This window comes from Amycolatopsis sp. NPDC003731 (assembly GCF_053586895.1).
The window spans coordinates 21,903-35,631 of record NZ_JBSFNC010000098.1 but is presented as its reverse complement, the minus strand read 5'-3'; the positions used below and the strand labels follow the sequence as shown (position 1 = coordinate 35,631).

12 protein-coding genes and 1 pseudogene are annotated in these 13,729 nt (G+C 73.1%); 2 read left to right on the top strand and 11 right to left on the bottom strand.

Annotated features, from left to right (window positions below; all coding sequences use genetic code 11):
- From ACWDN5_RS31975 to ACWDN5_RS31960, 4 genes and pseudogenes are all read right to left on the bottom strand, one after another.
- Positions 1 to 571 (bottom strand): annotated as a pseudogene (locus ACWDN5_RS31975) (hypothetical protein); the annotation flags it as partial.
- Complete coding sequence (locus ACWDN5_RS31970) at positions 568 to 846, bottom strand: hypothetical protein (protein WP_449678889.1); 279 nt, start codon at positions 844 to 846, stop codon at positions 568 to 570. The gene ACWDN5_RS31970 and the pseudogene ACWDN5_RS31975, both read right to left, overlap by 4 nt.
- On the bottom strand, positions 843 to 3,686 hold the full coding sequence (locus ACWDN5_RS31965; protein WP_449678888.1) for an ATP-binding protein: 2,844 nt from the start codon (positions 3,684 to 3,686) through the stop codon (positions 843 to 845). Before ACWDN5_RS31965 ends, ACWDN5_RS31970 begins: the two co-directional genes overlap by 4 nt.
- An 8-nt stretch (positions 3,687 to 3,694) precedes the next feature.
- Positions 3,695 to 5,608 (bottom strand): hypothetical protein, encoded by a 1,914-nt coding sequence (locus ACWDN5_RS31960; RefSeq protein ID WP_449678887.1) that lies wholly within the window; start codon positions 5,606 to 5,608, stop codon positions 3,695 to 3,697.
- Between the two features lie 127 nt (positions 5,609 to 5,735).
- On the opposite strand from ACWDN5_RS31960, the gene ACWDN5_RS31955 reads away from it, so the two are divergent.
- Positions 5,736 to 6,395, top strand: coding sequence for a DUF4190 domain-containing protein (locus tag ACWDN5_RS31955; RefSeq protein WP_449678886.1), 660 nt, complete (start codon positions 5,736 to 5,738; stop codon positions 6,393 to 6,395).
- A gap of 180 nt (positions 6,396 to 6,575) precedes the next feature.
- On the opposite strand, the gene pdxS is transcribed toward ACWDN5_RS31955, so the two are convergent.
- The 3 genes from pdxS to ACWDN5_RS31940 all read right to left on the bottom strand — a co-directional run bounded on the left by pdxS (position 6,576) and on the right by ACWDN5_RS31940 (position 10,044).
- Positions 6,576 to 7,496, bottom strand: coding sequence for a pyridoxal 5'-phosphate synthase lyase subunit PdxS (pdxS, locus tag ACWDN5_RS31950; RefSeq protein WP_310970405.1), 921 nt, complete (start codon positions 7,494 to 7,496; stop codon positions 6,576 to 6,578).
- A 90-nt stretch (positions 7,497 to 7,586) separates the two neighbouring features.
- Positions 7,587 to 8,570 carry a DUF5937 family protein gene (locus tag ACWDN5_RS31945; protein WP_449678885.1) on the bottom strand — a complete coding sequence of 328 codons (984 nt, stop codon included), beginning with the start codon at positions 8,568 to 8,570 and terminating at the stop codon, positions 7,587 to 7,589.
- Between the two features lie 31 nt (positions 8,571 to 8,601).
- Positions 8,602 to 10,044 (bottom strand): FAD-binding oxidoreductase, encoded by a 1,443-nt coding sequence (locus tag ACWDN5_RS31940; protein ID WP_449678884.1) that lies wholly within the window; start codon positions 10,042 to 10,044, stop codon positions 8,602 to 8,604.
- A 133-nt stretch (positions 10,045 to 10,177) separates the two neighbouring features.
- On the opposite strand from ACWDN5_RS31940, the gene ACWDN5_RS31935 reads away from it, so the two are divergent.
- A complete protein-coding gene (locus tag ACWDN5_RS31935) occupies positions 10,178 to 12,286 on the top strand; it encodes an elongation factor G-like protein EF-G2 (RefSeq protein WP_449678883.1) in 2,109 nt (702 codons plus the stop codon).
- A gap of 106 nt (positions 12,287 to 12,392) precedes the next feature.
- Here ACWDN5_RS31935 and ACWDN5_RS31930 read toward each other — a convergent pair whose 3' ends face one another.
- The 4 genes from ACWDN5_RS31930 to ACWDN5_RS31915 are packed head-to-tail and all read right to left on the bottom strand — an operon-like array spanning position 12,393 to position 13,720.
- Entirely contained in the window at positions 12,393 to 12,902 is a 510-nt protein-coding gene (locus ACWDN5_RS31930) for an XdhC family protein (protein ID WP_449678882.1), read from the bottom strand.
- A 13-nt stretch (positions 12,903 to 12,915) separates the two neighbouring features.
- Positions 12,916 to 13,182, bottom strand: a complete 267-nt coding sequence (locus tag ACWDN5_RS31925; protein ID WP_310970400.1) for a hypothetical protein — start codon at positions 13,180 to 13,182, stop codon at positions 12,916 to 12,918.
- 32 nt (positions 13,183 to 13,214) lie between these two features.
- Complete coding sequence (locus ACWDN5_RS31920; RefSeq protein WP_310970399.1) at positions 13,215 to 13,466, bottom strand: hypothetical protein; 252 nt, start codon at positions 13,464 to 13,466, stop codon at positions 13,215 to 13,217.
- Positions 13,463 to 13,720, bottom strand: a complete 258-nt coding sequence (locus ACWDN5_RS31915) for a hypothetical protein (RefSeq protein WP_310970398.1) — start codon at positions 13,718 to 13,720, stop codon at positions 13,463 to 13,465. The genes ACWDN5_RS31920 and ACWDN5_RS31915 overlap by 4 nt, the downstream gene beginning before the upstream one ends.
- Positions 13,721 to 13,729: the final 9 nt, after the last annotated feature.

The window sequence follows — 13,729 nt, the reverse complement described above, 5'->3', positions numbered from 1 at the left end:
GGCAGCCAGGAGGCAAACCGGGCCCGGTAGGCGGCTCCGCCGCTTCAGTCTCAGCGGCCTCAGCCTCCGCCGCCTCAGACTCTGCCGCCTCAGACTCTGCCGCTTCGGTCTCCGCCGCTTCAGTCTCAGCGGCCTCAGCCTCCGCCGCCTCAGACTCTGCCGCCTCGGTCTCCGCGGCTTCAGTCTCGGCCGCCTCGGCCTCAGCCGCGTCAGGCTCTGTTGCCTCGGGCTCCTCAGCCTCCGCGTCGCCGGTTTCCTCGGCTTGCGCGGACGGGGCCTCGCTGTCGTCCGGGTCGTCGGCTTCGTCGTCGGCTTCCTGGGGTCCCGCGCTGGGCGGCTCGCCGTCCTGCTGGTGACCGGCCGCCGGCGGATTGTCGGCGTCGTCCGCCTGGTCCGGTGGAGGCGGACCGTCGGCCGACTCCGTCTCGTCGTCGGCTTCCTGCGGGCCGCTGCGGTCGGCCGATTCCGGCTCCTCGGCGCCCTGGCCCGGGTCGTCGGCTTCAGAACCCTCGGAACCCTCGGAACCCTCGGGATCCTCGGAACTCTCCGGCGCTTCGCTCGTCTCGTTCATTCTTCACTCTTCTTGCCGAACTTGCGCTCGAGCTTCGCGAGCGCCGCGTCCGCCTGGATCTTCCAGTGCTCCCGGTTCTCGTAAAGATCCCGCGCCACCGGGGTGATCGCGGCCGCGATCTCGCCACCCACCGTGTTCGCGACCTCCACCGCGACGTCGGCCCGCACGTCCTCCCGGGCCTCGAGCTCTTCGTCGTCGGCCTCCTGCATGCCCTCGGCCCGCCTGACCTCCTCCGGTTCGTCGGACGCGCCGGAGACTTCGCCGGTTTCCCTCATCGGGCTCCCCCTCCCAGCTTGAGCACCGCCACCGCCCAGCTGTTGGGCAGGTTCAAGAACCCGGCCGCGTGCAGCAGCCGCTTGCCCGGGTCGGTTTCCCTGCTGAGCTTCCGGACCGCGGTGTCGATCGGCGTCGGCCGTACCGCGCCGAGCACCGTCGGGTCGTCGTCGCGCCAGCATTCGGGGCGGTCGAGCAGCTCGGCCAGCTGCTCGGCGCGGGTGCGGCCCTCCAGCACCAGGCCGCGCGCCGCCCACGATTCCGTTGCCGGGTGCGGTGTGTCGTCCGGGCCTTCCCGGGGCTTCAACGCTCTCTTGACGTCGAACCAGCGGTAGGTGCCCGCCTGCCAGCGGACTTCCGGGAACGCGCAACCCGGCTCGCCGTTCAGCGTGCGCGTGGCACTGGCCGCCAGGTGCGCGATGAACTCGCCGGGCGCGTTGTACTCCGCGATGCCCGCGTAACGCGCGTCCACCGCGGCCTGGATGCGGTGGGCCACCGCGCATTCCAGCGTCTGCTCGTCGAACGAACGCCGCAGCGAGGCGAGCCAGCCCCGGTCCGGTTCGGGGGCCCGGCGGCCGGTGATGTGCGCGACCGTCAGCAATTCCAGCCACAGCACCAGCTTCGGGTCGGCGTCCGCCCGGTGCGCGGCTTCGCTGATCCGGCCCAGCGTGCACGGCGAGGCCGCGCACAACCGTCCACATGCGGCACTCCGGCGCGCCACCACGGGCGGCGACTTCGACACCCGTGCGGTGTCCTCGGCGCCTTCGTTCAGCGGCATCCGCAACCGCAGGGGCCGGTCCATGCCGTCGGTGAACACCGCGGCCCGGCCCGGCGGCAACGTCACGACGTGGCGGGACTGGGCCTCGCTCAGGTTCATCGTCGCGCCGACCGCCAGCCGGTCGTCCTCGGCGGGCAGGCGGTGCAGGATCTTGCACGCGGTGTTCTTGATGACGTCCGGCACGATCTTGCCCGGGATCTGCTCGGCGACGACGATCCCTTCGCCGTACGCGCGGATCTCCGCCAGCAGCGACGTGAACAGCTCCACCGCGTGCTCGGCCGGGCTGCCCGGCTCGGCCCGCTTCAGCAGCCGGTGCGCCTCCTCCAGCACCAGGACGTGCTTGAGCCCGCGTGCGCCGTGCCGGTGGTGGACGCGCAGGTGCTCGAACAGCCGGATCAGCACCGCCCCGATGAAGAACGCCTTGTCGGCGTCGGAGCCGATGTCCTCGATCTCCAGCACGACGTTGCCCCGCAGCAGCGCCGCCACGTCCAAGGGGTGCCCGCCCTCGAAGAACCGGCCCGGCGTGCCCAGCCGCAGCGAGCCGATCCGGACGTCGACGAAGCCGCGGACGTTGTCGGCGACCTCCTTGCCGTAGCCGATGCCCTTGACCACCTCGATCGCGGTCGCCTGCAGGTCGCCGAGGCTCGGGTACTTCACCGGGCCGACGCGCCCGCGCACCTGCCCGGTCACGGTGTCCCAGCCCTGGTCGGCGTAGCACCGGGTCAGCGCCTGCGCCAGGACCTGCGGAAACGGCTCGTCGGCGTCGAAGGCGGCCAGGAACAGCGCGCGGACGAGGTCCAGGTGCGTCTGCAGCGGGAAGCCTTCGACGGGTTCTAGGGGGTTCAGCCCGCCGGGGTAGGCCGCCGGGTCGCCGGGCCGGATCACCGTGACCAGGCCGTCGGCGCCCAGCCGGCCCGCCATCGCCGCGTACTCGGCCTTTGCGGGCTCGATCACCAGCCACGGCACCCCGGCGCGGTGCAGGCCCTCCAGGAGGTGCCGCACGGTCTGGGACTTGCCCGAGCCGGTGGCACCGGCGACGAACGTGTGCCGGTTGAGCGTGTCCAGCGCGACGCCGAACTCCCCGACCGGCCGGTCGGCGTCGTCGAGCACCGTGCCCAGCGGGACGTCGCCGGTGTACTCGGGCGTGACGTCGAACAGCGGCGGCTCGGTCATCCGGATGCCCGGCAGCTCCCGCCGCGGCGGCCGCGCGACCGCCGCGACGAGCTCGCCGGTCGCCCGGAACGGCGAGCTCAGGGCGCCGTTTTCCACGGGCTTGTCCCAGACTTCGGCGAACCCGGCGCAGTCGGTGCCCGGCGTCAGCACGTACGGCAGCGCGTCGAGGTCGCTGGCGCTGCACAGCAACGCGGCCGCCGCGCGGGTCGCCGCCTCGTCCGGGCCGCCGACGAGCACGTGCACGCTCCACAGGCCCGCCGGCTGGGCGCGCGAGAGCTCCCGGAAGCGGCCTTCCGCGCGCAGCAAGGCGATCCGGTCCGGCTCGGAGTTCTCCCGCTGCCGCAGCCGCGGCATCGTGGTCTCCAGCCCGAGCAGCTCGCGTTCGATCGCTTCGGCACCCACCGGTTCCGCCACGACCAGCCAGGCGAACGCGCCGGGCATGTGGGCGACGTAGTCGTCGAACCCGCCCCGGCCGGGCGCTTCGGCACCGGACTGGGGTGTCCACAGTGGATCGGAGCCGCCCGCGCAGCGGGTCCAGGACGGCAGCGCCGCCCACCGCTGCGCGATCTCCGCGGTGTCGGCCGCCCGGCCGAGCCCACCCGGCGGGTACAGCACCGGGACGACGCCGTCCTCCTTCGCGCGCGCCACCGGGGAGTGCGGCCGGCCCCCGACCAGGACCCGCAGCGCGCGGCTGCCCGCCGGACGCTCCCACGCCACCGCGAAGGCCGCGTCCGGGCCGCGGAACCGCAGGTCGGCGTGCGCCGCGGACAGCGCGGCGAACAGCTGGGCCGGCGAGCGTCCGCCGGTTTCGTCGGGCCGGTCCGCCCCCGCCGCGAAGTCGTCGCCGCGCGGGACGGCCAGCAGGTCGTGGAACGCGAACCCCTCCAGCACGGCGGCCCTCAGCCGATGCGGGGGCGATCGGCGACCCGGTCGAGCAGCACGGTGCCCGGGTTGCAGTCGCCGGTCAGCACCCGCCGGCCCGACGACCCGTTCTCGACCATCACGTACGCCGTCGGCGCGAGCCCCTGCAGAGCGGTCGGCTCGACTTCGAACTCGTACACGCGAGCCGCGGTCATCCCGCGGTTCTCGGAGTCGGCCTCGGACTGCGAGACCGTCTCCGACCAGTTCTGCTCCCGGCTGTGCGTCGTGGTGTTCGTGGTGCTCCACGAGCTGCTCGAGCTCGAACTCGAGCCGCCCGGCCCCGTCGAGCCCCCGGACGACCCGCCGTAGGTGTAGCCACGGGACCGCTGCATGCCCACCGAGCCGCCCTCGGTCGAGGCGGTGCCGTGGGTCAGCGTCCGCCCGACCTGGAGGGTCAGCTGCGACAGCTCGAACTTGTGCCCGCGGCCGATGAACTCCGCGGCGTTGTTCGCTTCGTCGCCGTTGCCGAGCTGCATCAGCAGGGTGACGGTGCCCGCGGCGCCGAGCAGCTTCTGCATGTCGTCGCGCAGGTGCTGGACGAGGAAGATCAGCCGGACGCCCGCCCGGCGCGCCTGGCGCGCCATGGCCTCGAGCGATTCGAGCCCGATCTGGTCGGCACCCGCGACGATCAGCGTCTCGCGGCCGGTCGACTCGCGGGTGTGCAGCTCCTGCAGCGTGCGGTGGAAGACGAGGTGCTCGACGAGCCGGCGGTGCCGGCCGGTCTTGGACCGGGTCGCGACGACGGAGTACCCCCGCACGGGCCACAGCGCGCGGAAGCCCGCCGTCGTCTGCTTCTCCGACGCGCGTTCCGCCCGGGCCAGCCCGCGCAGCTCGCCCTCGAGCGCCTGGAGCTCGTTGCGAGTCTGCTCGGTGCTGCCGACGGTGTCCACATAGGAGTTGAGCTTGCGCACCTCGTCTGGTGAAAGGGTGTCGTCCGAGCCCGCGTCGTAGACCCGGCGGAACACCTGCAGCCCGGCGACGACCTTGGCGAAGGTGGGCGGGCCGCTCAGCCGCTCGCCGACGGCGGTGAGCAGGTCGATGTGCAGCCCGCGCAGGTCGGCGCCGAACTGCGTGCGGTTCATCGTGTGCATGGTCTCGGCGATCACCTCGGCCAGCTCGGTGGCGTCGAGGTCGGCGATGATGCCGAGTTCGGCGAGGTCGCGGGGCAGCTCCTGTACGGCGACGGCGTAGCCCTTGCCCGCCGCGGCGACGGCGAGGTTGTCCCCCACCGCGAGGTCGGTGAAGTCGAGCAGGAAGACCGACGAACCGGCGGCGAGCTGCGTCGAACCGACGGTCATGAGCAAGCTCGCCCAGCCGTCCTCGGTGCCGCCGAAGACGTCGATCCGGGCCGGGCGCGAAGTCAGCTGGATCGGGTACCAGCGCATCGCCGCCGCCACCCGCTGCGCCTCCCGCCGGTCATGGTCGGCGACGCGCTGCTGCCACGAGGTGTAGGCCTGGTTGTAGCGTTCGACGGCGGCGTTGTAGCGCGTGGTGTAGTCGCGTTTCATCACGCTGAACCGGCGCCGGGTGCGGAGGAGGTTCAAGACCGCCAGCAGGACACCGATGCCGAGCACGACCCAGCCCGTCACCTCGACGGCGACGGGGACCTGCTTGGCCACCGCGTTCACCATGCCGGCGGCCATCAACGAGATCACGAAGGCCAGCACGACGTAGCCGAGCAGCCCGAGCCACGCCCGCTTGCTGCGCTTTTCCCGCAGCTGGTAGTCCTGCGGCGCGTACACCTGTTCCGCCACCGGCGGGGTGTTCGCCTCCGGGCTGACCGACGCGGGCACGGGTTTGACGAACTCCCAGCCCCACCGTTCGGTCGGCTGGAACAGCCGCTCCCACATCTCCGTCGTCCGCCCGGCCACGACCACGTCCCGCCCCTGCACAGCGCCTCCGGTCCTCGCCCCGCCCGTGTCGGGGGTCATTGTGCCGGATGGCCTAACCCGGTGTGACACTTTCCCCCGGTTTTGTCCATACTGACCGTCGCTCGATGTCGATCACGCAGGGGGAACCATGTCCGACCAGTACCCGCCGAACCCGCCGCAGTGGATGCCCGGGGTGCAGGCCGCGCCGAAGCCGACGGGCCGGAACGGCTTCGCGACCGCGTCGCTGATCCTCGGGCTCCTCGGCCTCTGCGGCCTGTCCCTGATCCCCGCCCTGGTCCTGGGGATCGTGGCGCTGGTCCAGATCGGCCGGACCGGGCAGTCGGGGCGTGGCATGGCCATCGCCGGCATCGTGCTGAGCCTGCTGTGGGCGGGCGGGCTGACCGCGGGCGTCATCTACATCACCGACAAGGCCAAGACGACGGGGACGACGCCCACGATCGTGGGACTCAAGGTCGGCGAGTGCTACAACACCCCGGACGGCTACGGCCTGGACGCGACGAAGGCCGACTGCACCAAGCCCCACGACGGCGAGGTGTTCGACACCGTGCCGCTGACCGGCTTCCTCAAGGGCGAGTACCCGGGCGAGGACTACCTCGAGAAGCAGGCGAAGACCGCCTGCGAGGCCCGCCGCACAGCCAAGTTCGGGGCGGCGTACAGCCCGCCGGTCGAGGCCGACCTCGGCGTCTTCTACCCGGACTCGAAGGCCTGGCTGGCCGGGAAGTCCACCGCGGCCTGCACCCTTCAGGCCTCCTCGAGCAAGCAGTTCACGGCTCCGTTGGGTCGCTGAACGACGCCCGGCTCACGGCGCCCCCGCTCACGGCCCAGGACAACTCGCGGCGAAGGCGCAGTCCGTCGATCGCCGGTGCAGCAGCGGTGTCGGAGGCGTCGGCGAGAGCCGTGACGGCATCGCGGACCCAGCCAACGGGTCCACGCCGCCACGTCGGCGGCGTGGACCCGGATCCTCGCGTTACCAGCCGCGCTCGGCGAGGCGGTGCGGCTCCGGGAGCTCCTCGACGTTGATCCCGACCATCGCCTCGCCCAGGCCGCGCGAAACCTTCGCCAGGACGTCCGGGTCGTCGTAGAACGTCGTCGCCTTGACGATCGCCTCGGCGCGCTGGGCCGGGTTGCCGGACTTGAAGATGCCCGAGCCGACGAACACGCCCTCGGCGCCGAGCTGCATCATCATCGCCGCGTCGGCCGGGGTGGCGATGCCGCCCGCGGTGAACAGCACCACCGGCAGCTTGCCGGCCTGCGCGACCTCGCGCACCAGCTCGTACGGTGCCTGCAGCTCCTTCGCCGCCACGAACAGCTCGTCCTCCGGCAGCGAGGTCAGCCGCCGGATCTCCTGCCGGATCTGGCGCATGTGGGTGGTCGCGTTGGAGACGTCGCCGGTACCGGCCTCGCCCTTGGAGCGGATCATCGCCGCGCCCTCGGTGATGCGGCGCAGGGCTTCGCCGAGGTTGGTCGCGCCGCAGACGAAGGGCACCGTGAACGCCCACTTGTCGATGTGGTTGGCGTAGTCGGCCGGGGTGAGGACCTCGGACTCGTCGACGTAGTCGACGCCGAGGGACTGCAGGACCTGCGCCTCGACGAAGTGGCCGATGCGCGCCTTGGCCATCACCGGGATCGAGACGGCTTCGATGATGCCGTCGATCAGGTCGGGGTCGCTCATCCGGGCGACGCCGCCCTGGGCGCGGATGTCGGCGGGCACGCGCTCGAGGGCCATCACCGCGACCGCGCCGGCGTCTTCGGCGATCTTGGCCTGCTCGGCGGTGACCACGTCCATGATCACGCCGCCCTTGAGCATCTCGGCCATGCCGCGCTTCACCTTGGCGGTGCCGGTGACGGACTGGACGGTGCCACTGGGGACGGTCTGCTGCTCGGACACGACGGGGCCTTTCCACAACGAGAACAGGGGGTGACGAGTCCGAGGGTAGGTCGACGGTGGACCCTTCAAGAAGGCCAGTACGCGGGTATCTCAGCAGTCCACTTCGCCGGTGCCCGCGACCAGGGCTTCCGCGAGTGAAGTGCGCACGTAGAGCACGTGACGTCCCGCACGATGCCGGTTGACCAGGCCCGCAGCGTTGAGTATGCCGAGGTGCTGCGACACCGCCCCGGCGCTCAGCCCGCTCCGGCGGGCCAGCTCCGCGGTGGACGCCGGCGCGGCCAGCTCGGCCAGCAGCATCGCCCGGCCGCGGCCCACCACGGCGGCCAGCGCGCCGGGCGCGGTGGCCGTGCCGGTCTCCCAGAGCGTGGCGATCCCGCGCGGCGGGTAGCGCAGCACCGGCTGCCAGCGCGCGTCGGTCTTGGAGACCACCCGCGGCCAGACGAACGCCGAGGGCACCAGCACCAGGCCGCGACCGTCGAGCGGGACGGCCGCGTGCAGGTGCCGGTGCGCCACCGTGAGCGTGCCGTCCTGCCAGCGGACCAGCGGCGTGAGGTCGTTGAACAGCTCGGCGGCGCCGCCCTGGGCCAGCAGCCGGGACCGGTAGAGCACGTCGGCCTCGAGCAGCGCGCGGATCCGCGGCCAGTCGGGGGCCAGCACGAGGCGCCAGTACCGCTCCATCAGCGTCGCGAGCCGGTCCAGGCCCGCCTCCGGCTCGCGGTGGAGGCGGGTCAGCGCGGGCGAGCGCGGCCCCGCCATCGCGTCGAGCTCGCGCCGGACCAGGCGGGCGGGCACGTCCCGCAGGTCGGCGAGCTCGTCGGCCAGCTCCGGCAGCGGCGTCGACGGCGTGCCGGCCAGGAACCCGGGCAGGTGCCGCAGCGGGACGAGGTCACGCAGCAGCCCGATGTCGAGGCCGGCTCCGGCCAGCGCCGCCGTGGCGCGCTTGATCCACGGCAGGTGCAGCGCGTGCTGCCCCGGGGCGTTCAGGACGCGGACGCTCGCGACGATCTCCCAGGCCGGGGAGAACGCGAACCGGGTGTGCGCCAGGTCCTCTGTGGAGAATGCCAGGTCGAGCACGCGCTGCCTCTCTGCACGAAGTCCGCGCAGTCTAAGTAGCTCCGATGTGGACGGTCGAGCGGGGCCCGGAAAGCCCTTGCGGGAAGGCGAAAACCCCGTCCGGGTCGTACTTCCGGGCGATGGCACGCAGCCGCGGCAGGTTCACCCCGTAGTACGCCTGCGCCCAGTCCGGCATGTCCGGGTCGAGGTAGTTGACGTACCCGGTGGTGCCGAACTCGGGCCCCAGCCCGTCGCGCACGGCGGCCAGCGCGCGCCGGGCCTCGGCCTCGCCGCCGTCTTCGGGCGCGGCACCGTGCAGGAACTGGAAGCTCGCCAGGGCGGACCGGTGCGGGAACGCCGTCTCGCGGGCGCCGACGCGGGCGATCGCCCCGCCGGCGGAGTCGATGAGCGTGCCGACGCGCGGAGACCGGGTCAGCACGTCGACGACCGCGGCCGGGTCGTCGACGGGCCGCCGCAGCATGCGCGAGGTGCCGACGTACGCCGCCCGCGCCGCGACCGCCCCGGGCCGGGCCTCGTGGTCGTCGAACGACCGCAGCGCGCTCAGGTGGTCCTGCATTCGCGCCTCCCGCTGGGCGGGAGCGGTGCCCACGCGGCGGACGAGGTCGTCGAGCAGCGGCTTCAGCCGGGCCTCGGTGCCCAGGAACGTCCCGCTGGTCTCGGCGGTCGCCGCGCCGATGTTCACCCCGGACCACAGCTCGTCCGGCATCCCGGGCAGCCATTCCTGCCAGCCGGCCAGCAACGCGGCCTGGGTGCCCACCGCGAACGTGAGCTTGTAGGTGACGACGTCGGCGATCGGCACGGTCGAGAAGGTGAACCCGGTGACGATCCCGAAGTTGCCGCCGCCCCCGCCGCGCAGCGCCCAGAACAGGTCCGGCTCGGCCGCCCTCGACACCGTGCGGCCCCGGCCGTCGGCGGTGACGATCCGCGCCGCCTCCAGGTGGTCGCACGTCAGCCCGTGCTTGCGGTCGACCAGGCCGACGCCGCCGCCCAGGGCGAGCCCGGCGATGCCGACGGTTTCGCACGAGCCGGCCGGCAGGACCCGGCCGTGGGCGGCCAGCGTCGTCGCGATCGGCCCCAGCCGGGCGCCCGCCCCGATCGCCGCGCGGCCGTCCGGGCGCACGTCGATGCCGGAAAACCGGCTGAGGTCCACCACGATCCCGCCGTCCACAGTGGAATAGCCGGGGTAGCTGTGCCCGCCGCTGCGGGCGGCGACCGGCAGCCCGTGCCGGGCGGCGAACCCGACCGCGGCCTGAACGTCTTCGACGCGCGCCGCGCCGACGACCGCGGCCGGCATCCGGTCGTCGTACATCGTGAAGAAACCCTGCTTGGCCTCCGGGTAGCCCGGGTCGCCGGGCCGGAACAGCGGCCCCGAAAGCCGCTTCCGGAGCCGCTCCCAGTCGTCCGGCGGGGGCCACCCCGCCAGGCCCGCCACCGGCACCGCCCCGGAAATGCGCAAAAAAGCCCGCCTGTCCATGCCACTCCCCCTCGCACCGCACTTCCCCCGGGGCATTCGGCTGGTCCCGGAGGCCTTGCCTTGCCGTGACCAGGGTAGCGGGTGTGTGATCGAGGACACATCCCGTACACCAGCCGTTCGCCGAGGAGTCGTCATGGCAGACAAACAAGCCAAGAACGCCGACACCGGGGCCGCCGTCGCTGTGGACGACCCCGCCAAGGTCCGCAACGTCGTGCTCGTCGGCCCGGCCGGTTCCGGGAAGACCACCCTCGCCGAAGCCCTGCTCGCCGCTTCCGGCATGGTGCCGCGGGCGGGCTCGGTGGTCGACGGCACGACGGTGTGCGACCACGACCCGGCGGCGGTCCGCCAGCAGCGCTCGGTCGGCCTCTCGGTCGCGCCGGTGCTGCACCAGGGCCACAAGATCAACCTGATCGACACGCCCGGGTACGCGGACTTCGTCGGGGAGCTGCGGGCGGGGTTGCGGGCGGCCGACGCGGCGCTGTTCGTCGTCTCCGCCTCCGAGGGCGTCGACGCGGCGACGGTCGCGGTGTGGGAGGAGTGCGCCGCGGTCGGGATGCCGCGCGCGGTCGTCGTCTCCCGGCTCGACCACCACCGGGCCGACGCGATGGCCGAGATCGCCGCCTGCCAGGCCGCGTTCGGCGCCGGGGTGCTGCCGTTGTACCTGCCCGCGGGCGACGGCCTGGTCGGGCTGATCACCCAGCGCTACTTCGACTACTCCGGCGGGCACCCGCCGACGGTCGGCGAGCCGGCCGCGGCCGACCTGGAACGGATGGCCGAGGCGCGCAACGAGCTGATCGAAGGGATCATCGCCGAGAGCGAGGACGAGTCCCTGATGGACCGCTACCTCGCCGGCGAGGAGATCGCGGAGGCCACCCTCATCGCCGACCTGGAGACCGCGGTCGCGCGCGGGTCCTTCCACCCCGTCATCCCGGTGTGCTCGACCAGCGGGATCGGCCTGGCCGAGGTGCTCGACGGCATCGTCCGCGCGTTCCCCTCCCCGCTGGAGCACCGGCCACCCGACGTCACCACGCCGGACGGCGGCGAGCACGCCGCGATCACCGCCGACCCCGCGGGCCCCCTCGCCGCGGAGGTCGTCCGGACGGCGGTGGACTCCTACGTCGGCCGGGTGTCCCTCGTCCGGGTGTTCTCCGGGACGCTGCGGCCCGAGCGGCCGGTGCACGTGTCCGGGCACGGCCTCGCCGAGCGCGGTCACGAGGACCACGACGCCGACGAGCGCGTCGCCCACCTGTATTCGCCGCTCGGTTCGTCCCTGCGGGAGGTGCCCTACTGCGTCGCGGGCGACCTCTGCGCGCTGACGAAGGTCGGCTCGGCGGAGACCGGCGACACCGTCTCCTCCCCCGACGACCCGCTGCTGATGGAGCCGTGGGCGATGCCGGAGCCGCTGCTGCCGGTGGCGGTGGTCGCGAAGACCCGCAGCGACGAGGACACGCTGGCCCGCAACCTGTCCCGCCTGGTCGCCGGCGACCCGACGCTGCGGCTGGACCGCAACGCCGAGACCGGCCAGCTGGTGCTGTGGTGCATGGGCGAGGCCCACGCCGACGTCGTGCTCTCGCGGCTGCGCGCGGGCGGCGCGGACGTCGACACCGAGCCGGTGAAGATCAGCCTGCGCTCGACGTTCAGCAAGCCGGCCAAGGGCCACGGGCGGCACGTCAAGCAGTCCGGCGGGCACGGCCAGTTCGCCGTCTGCGACATCGAGGTCGAGCCGCTGCCGCGCGGCGGCGGGTTCCAGTTCGTGGACAAGGTCGTCGGCGGCGCGGTGCCGCACCAGTTCATCCCGAGCGTGGAGAAGGGCGTGCGTGCCCAGCTGGCGCGCGGCCTCGCCGACGGCCACCCGGTCGTCGACGTCAAGGTGACCCTGGTGGACGGCAAGGCCCACAGCGTGGATTCGTCGGACGCGGCGTTCCAGACGGCGGGCGCCCTGGCCTTGCGGGAGGCCGCGGCGAACGGGCACATCACGATGCTGGAACCCTTGGAGGAGGTGGCGATCCGGCTGCCGGACGAGCACCTCGGCACGGTCCTCGGCGACTTGTCTTCCCGCCGCGGCCGCGTGCTGGGCACCGAGGCGGGCGAAGGCGGCCGGACGGTGATCCGCGCGGAGGTCCCGGCCACGGAACTGGTGCGGTACCTGATCGACCTGCGTTCGATGACCTCGGGCACGGCGACGTTCACCCGCCGCCACGCGCGGTTCGAGCCGATGCCGGAGGGAATGGCGGTCCACTAGCCGTACCTGGCCGGACGACACGCGCACCTGGACGGACGACACGGCGAAGCCCGGGCCACCCGCCGTGTCGTCCGGCTGGGTACGCGTGTCGTCCGGCTGGGTACGGCTAGGAGGCGAAGTCGAAGCCGCCGGGGCGGTTGTTGCGGTCGGCGATGAGGCCCGCCAAGGTCGCCAGGGCGATCTCGGGCGGGGTGCGGGAGCCGATGTTGAGCCCGACCGGGCGGTGGACGCGGGCGATGTCGGACTCCGGCACGCCCAGCCCCTGCAGGGCGGCGACGTGCGGGCCGGGGTGACGCGGGTTGCCGAGCACGCCCACCCAGCGCGGCTCGCCTTCGAGCGCGGCCTTGAGCACCTGCCCCAGCTCGGGCCGGTGGTGGTCGGTGACGACCACGTCGGCGGACGCGTCGAGCGGCGGCAGCACGGTGTCCGCGTCGATGCCCTCGGGCACGTCGGTGACGCGCGCGGGATCGGGCTCGAACAGCGCCACGTGGTAGCCGAGCTCCTTCGCGAACTTCAGCAGGGACCGCGACACCGGCGACGCGAACACCGCCACCAGGGTCCGCAACCCCGGGTCGGCCGGAGCCGTGCCGTGGGCGACGTCGCAGGTTTCGCTCATGCCGCCCAGTGTGTCAGCCGCCGGCCTGCTCGCCCACCGTCACGCGGAACTGCCAGACGTCGGTCTTGCCCTTGACCAGCACCAGGTACCCGTCGCTCACCCGCAGCACGACCCGCTTCTGCGGCGACGACGGCCGGGGCGGCCGGTGCTGCTTCGCCAGCAGGTGCGCCTCGCCGAACGCGGTGTCGCGGTCGGCGTACCCCGCCGCGTCGGCGACGCCCCAGCCGCGGCCGTCGCCCGCGCCGCCCTGCTCTTCGATGACCACCCACCACGTACTCATGCCCCTCCGACGCGGCCGCGCCGCCGGAGGTTTCAGAGTTCTTCGAGCACGCTCAGCCGGAAGTGGAACGTCGACGTCCGGCCTTCGACGATCACCACGTACCCGCCCGGGCCCCGCAGGACCGTCCGCGACTTGGGCGACCACGGGTAGGCGGGCTGGTACTCGCGCGCCAGCCGCAGCGCCTCCGCCTCGGCGGTTTCCTGGTCGGGATGGGAAAACCGCTCCGACAGCGCCCAGTGCCGCTCCGAGGTGCGCTGCTCCTCGACGACCACCCACCAGGTCACGGCGCCACCACACTCTGGCCAAGTGTCACACGGAAGTGGAACTTAGCCGTAGGGCCGGACGCGATCACCAGATACCCGTCGGCGACCTGCAGCACCTTCCGCTCCGTCACCTTCGACGGGTGCACCGGCTCGTGCGAGAACGCCAGGCTCCGCGCCACCGCGTCGGCCTGCTCGCGATCGCCGCCCGCCGGCTTCGTCTTCGTGACGTTCCAGGCGCGCGCGTCCCCGCCGCCGCGCTGCTCCTCGACGACCACCCACCACAC

What these genes read in the sequence shown, in the direction of transcription:
- ACWDN5_RS31955 (WP_449678886.1), top strand. Translation starts at nt 5,736, where the DNA reads ATGTCCGACCAGTACCCGCCGAACCCGCCGCAGTGGATGCCCGGGGTG.
- ACWDN5_RS31935 (WP_449678883.1), top strand. Translation starts at nt 10,178, where the DNA reads ATGGCAGACAAACAAGCCAAGAACGCCGACACCGGGGCCGCCGTCGCT.
- ACWDN5_RS31925 (WP_310970400.1), bottom strand. Translation starts at nt 13,182, where the DNA reads ATGAGTACGTGGTGGGTGGTCATCGAAGAGCAGGGCGGCGCGGGCGAC.
- ACWDN5_RS31930 (WP_449678882.1), bottom strand. Translation starts at nt 12,902, where the DNA reads ATGAGCGAAACCTGCGACGTCGCCCACGGCACGGCTCCGGCCGACCCG.
- ACWDN5_RS31970 (WP_449678889.1), bottom strand. Translation starts at nt 846, where the DNA reads ATGAGGGAAACCGGCGAAGTCTCCGGCGCGTCCGACGAACCGGAGGAG.
- ACWDN5_RS31940 (WP_449678884.1), bottom strand. Translation starts at nt 10,044, where the DNA reads ATGGACAGGCGGGCTTTTTTGCGCATTTCCGGGGCGGTGCCGGTGGCG.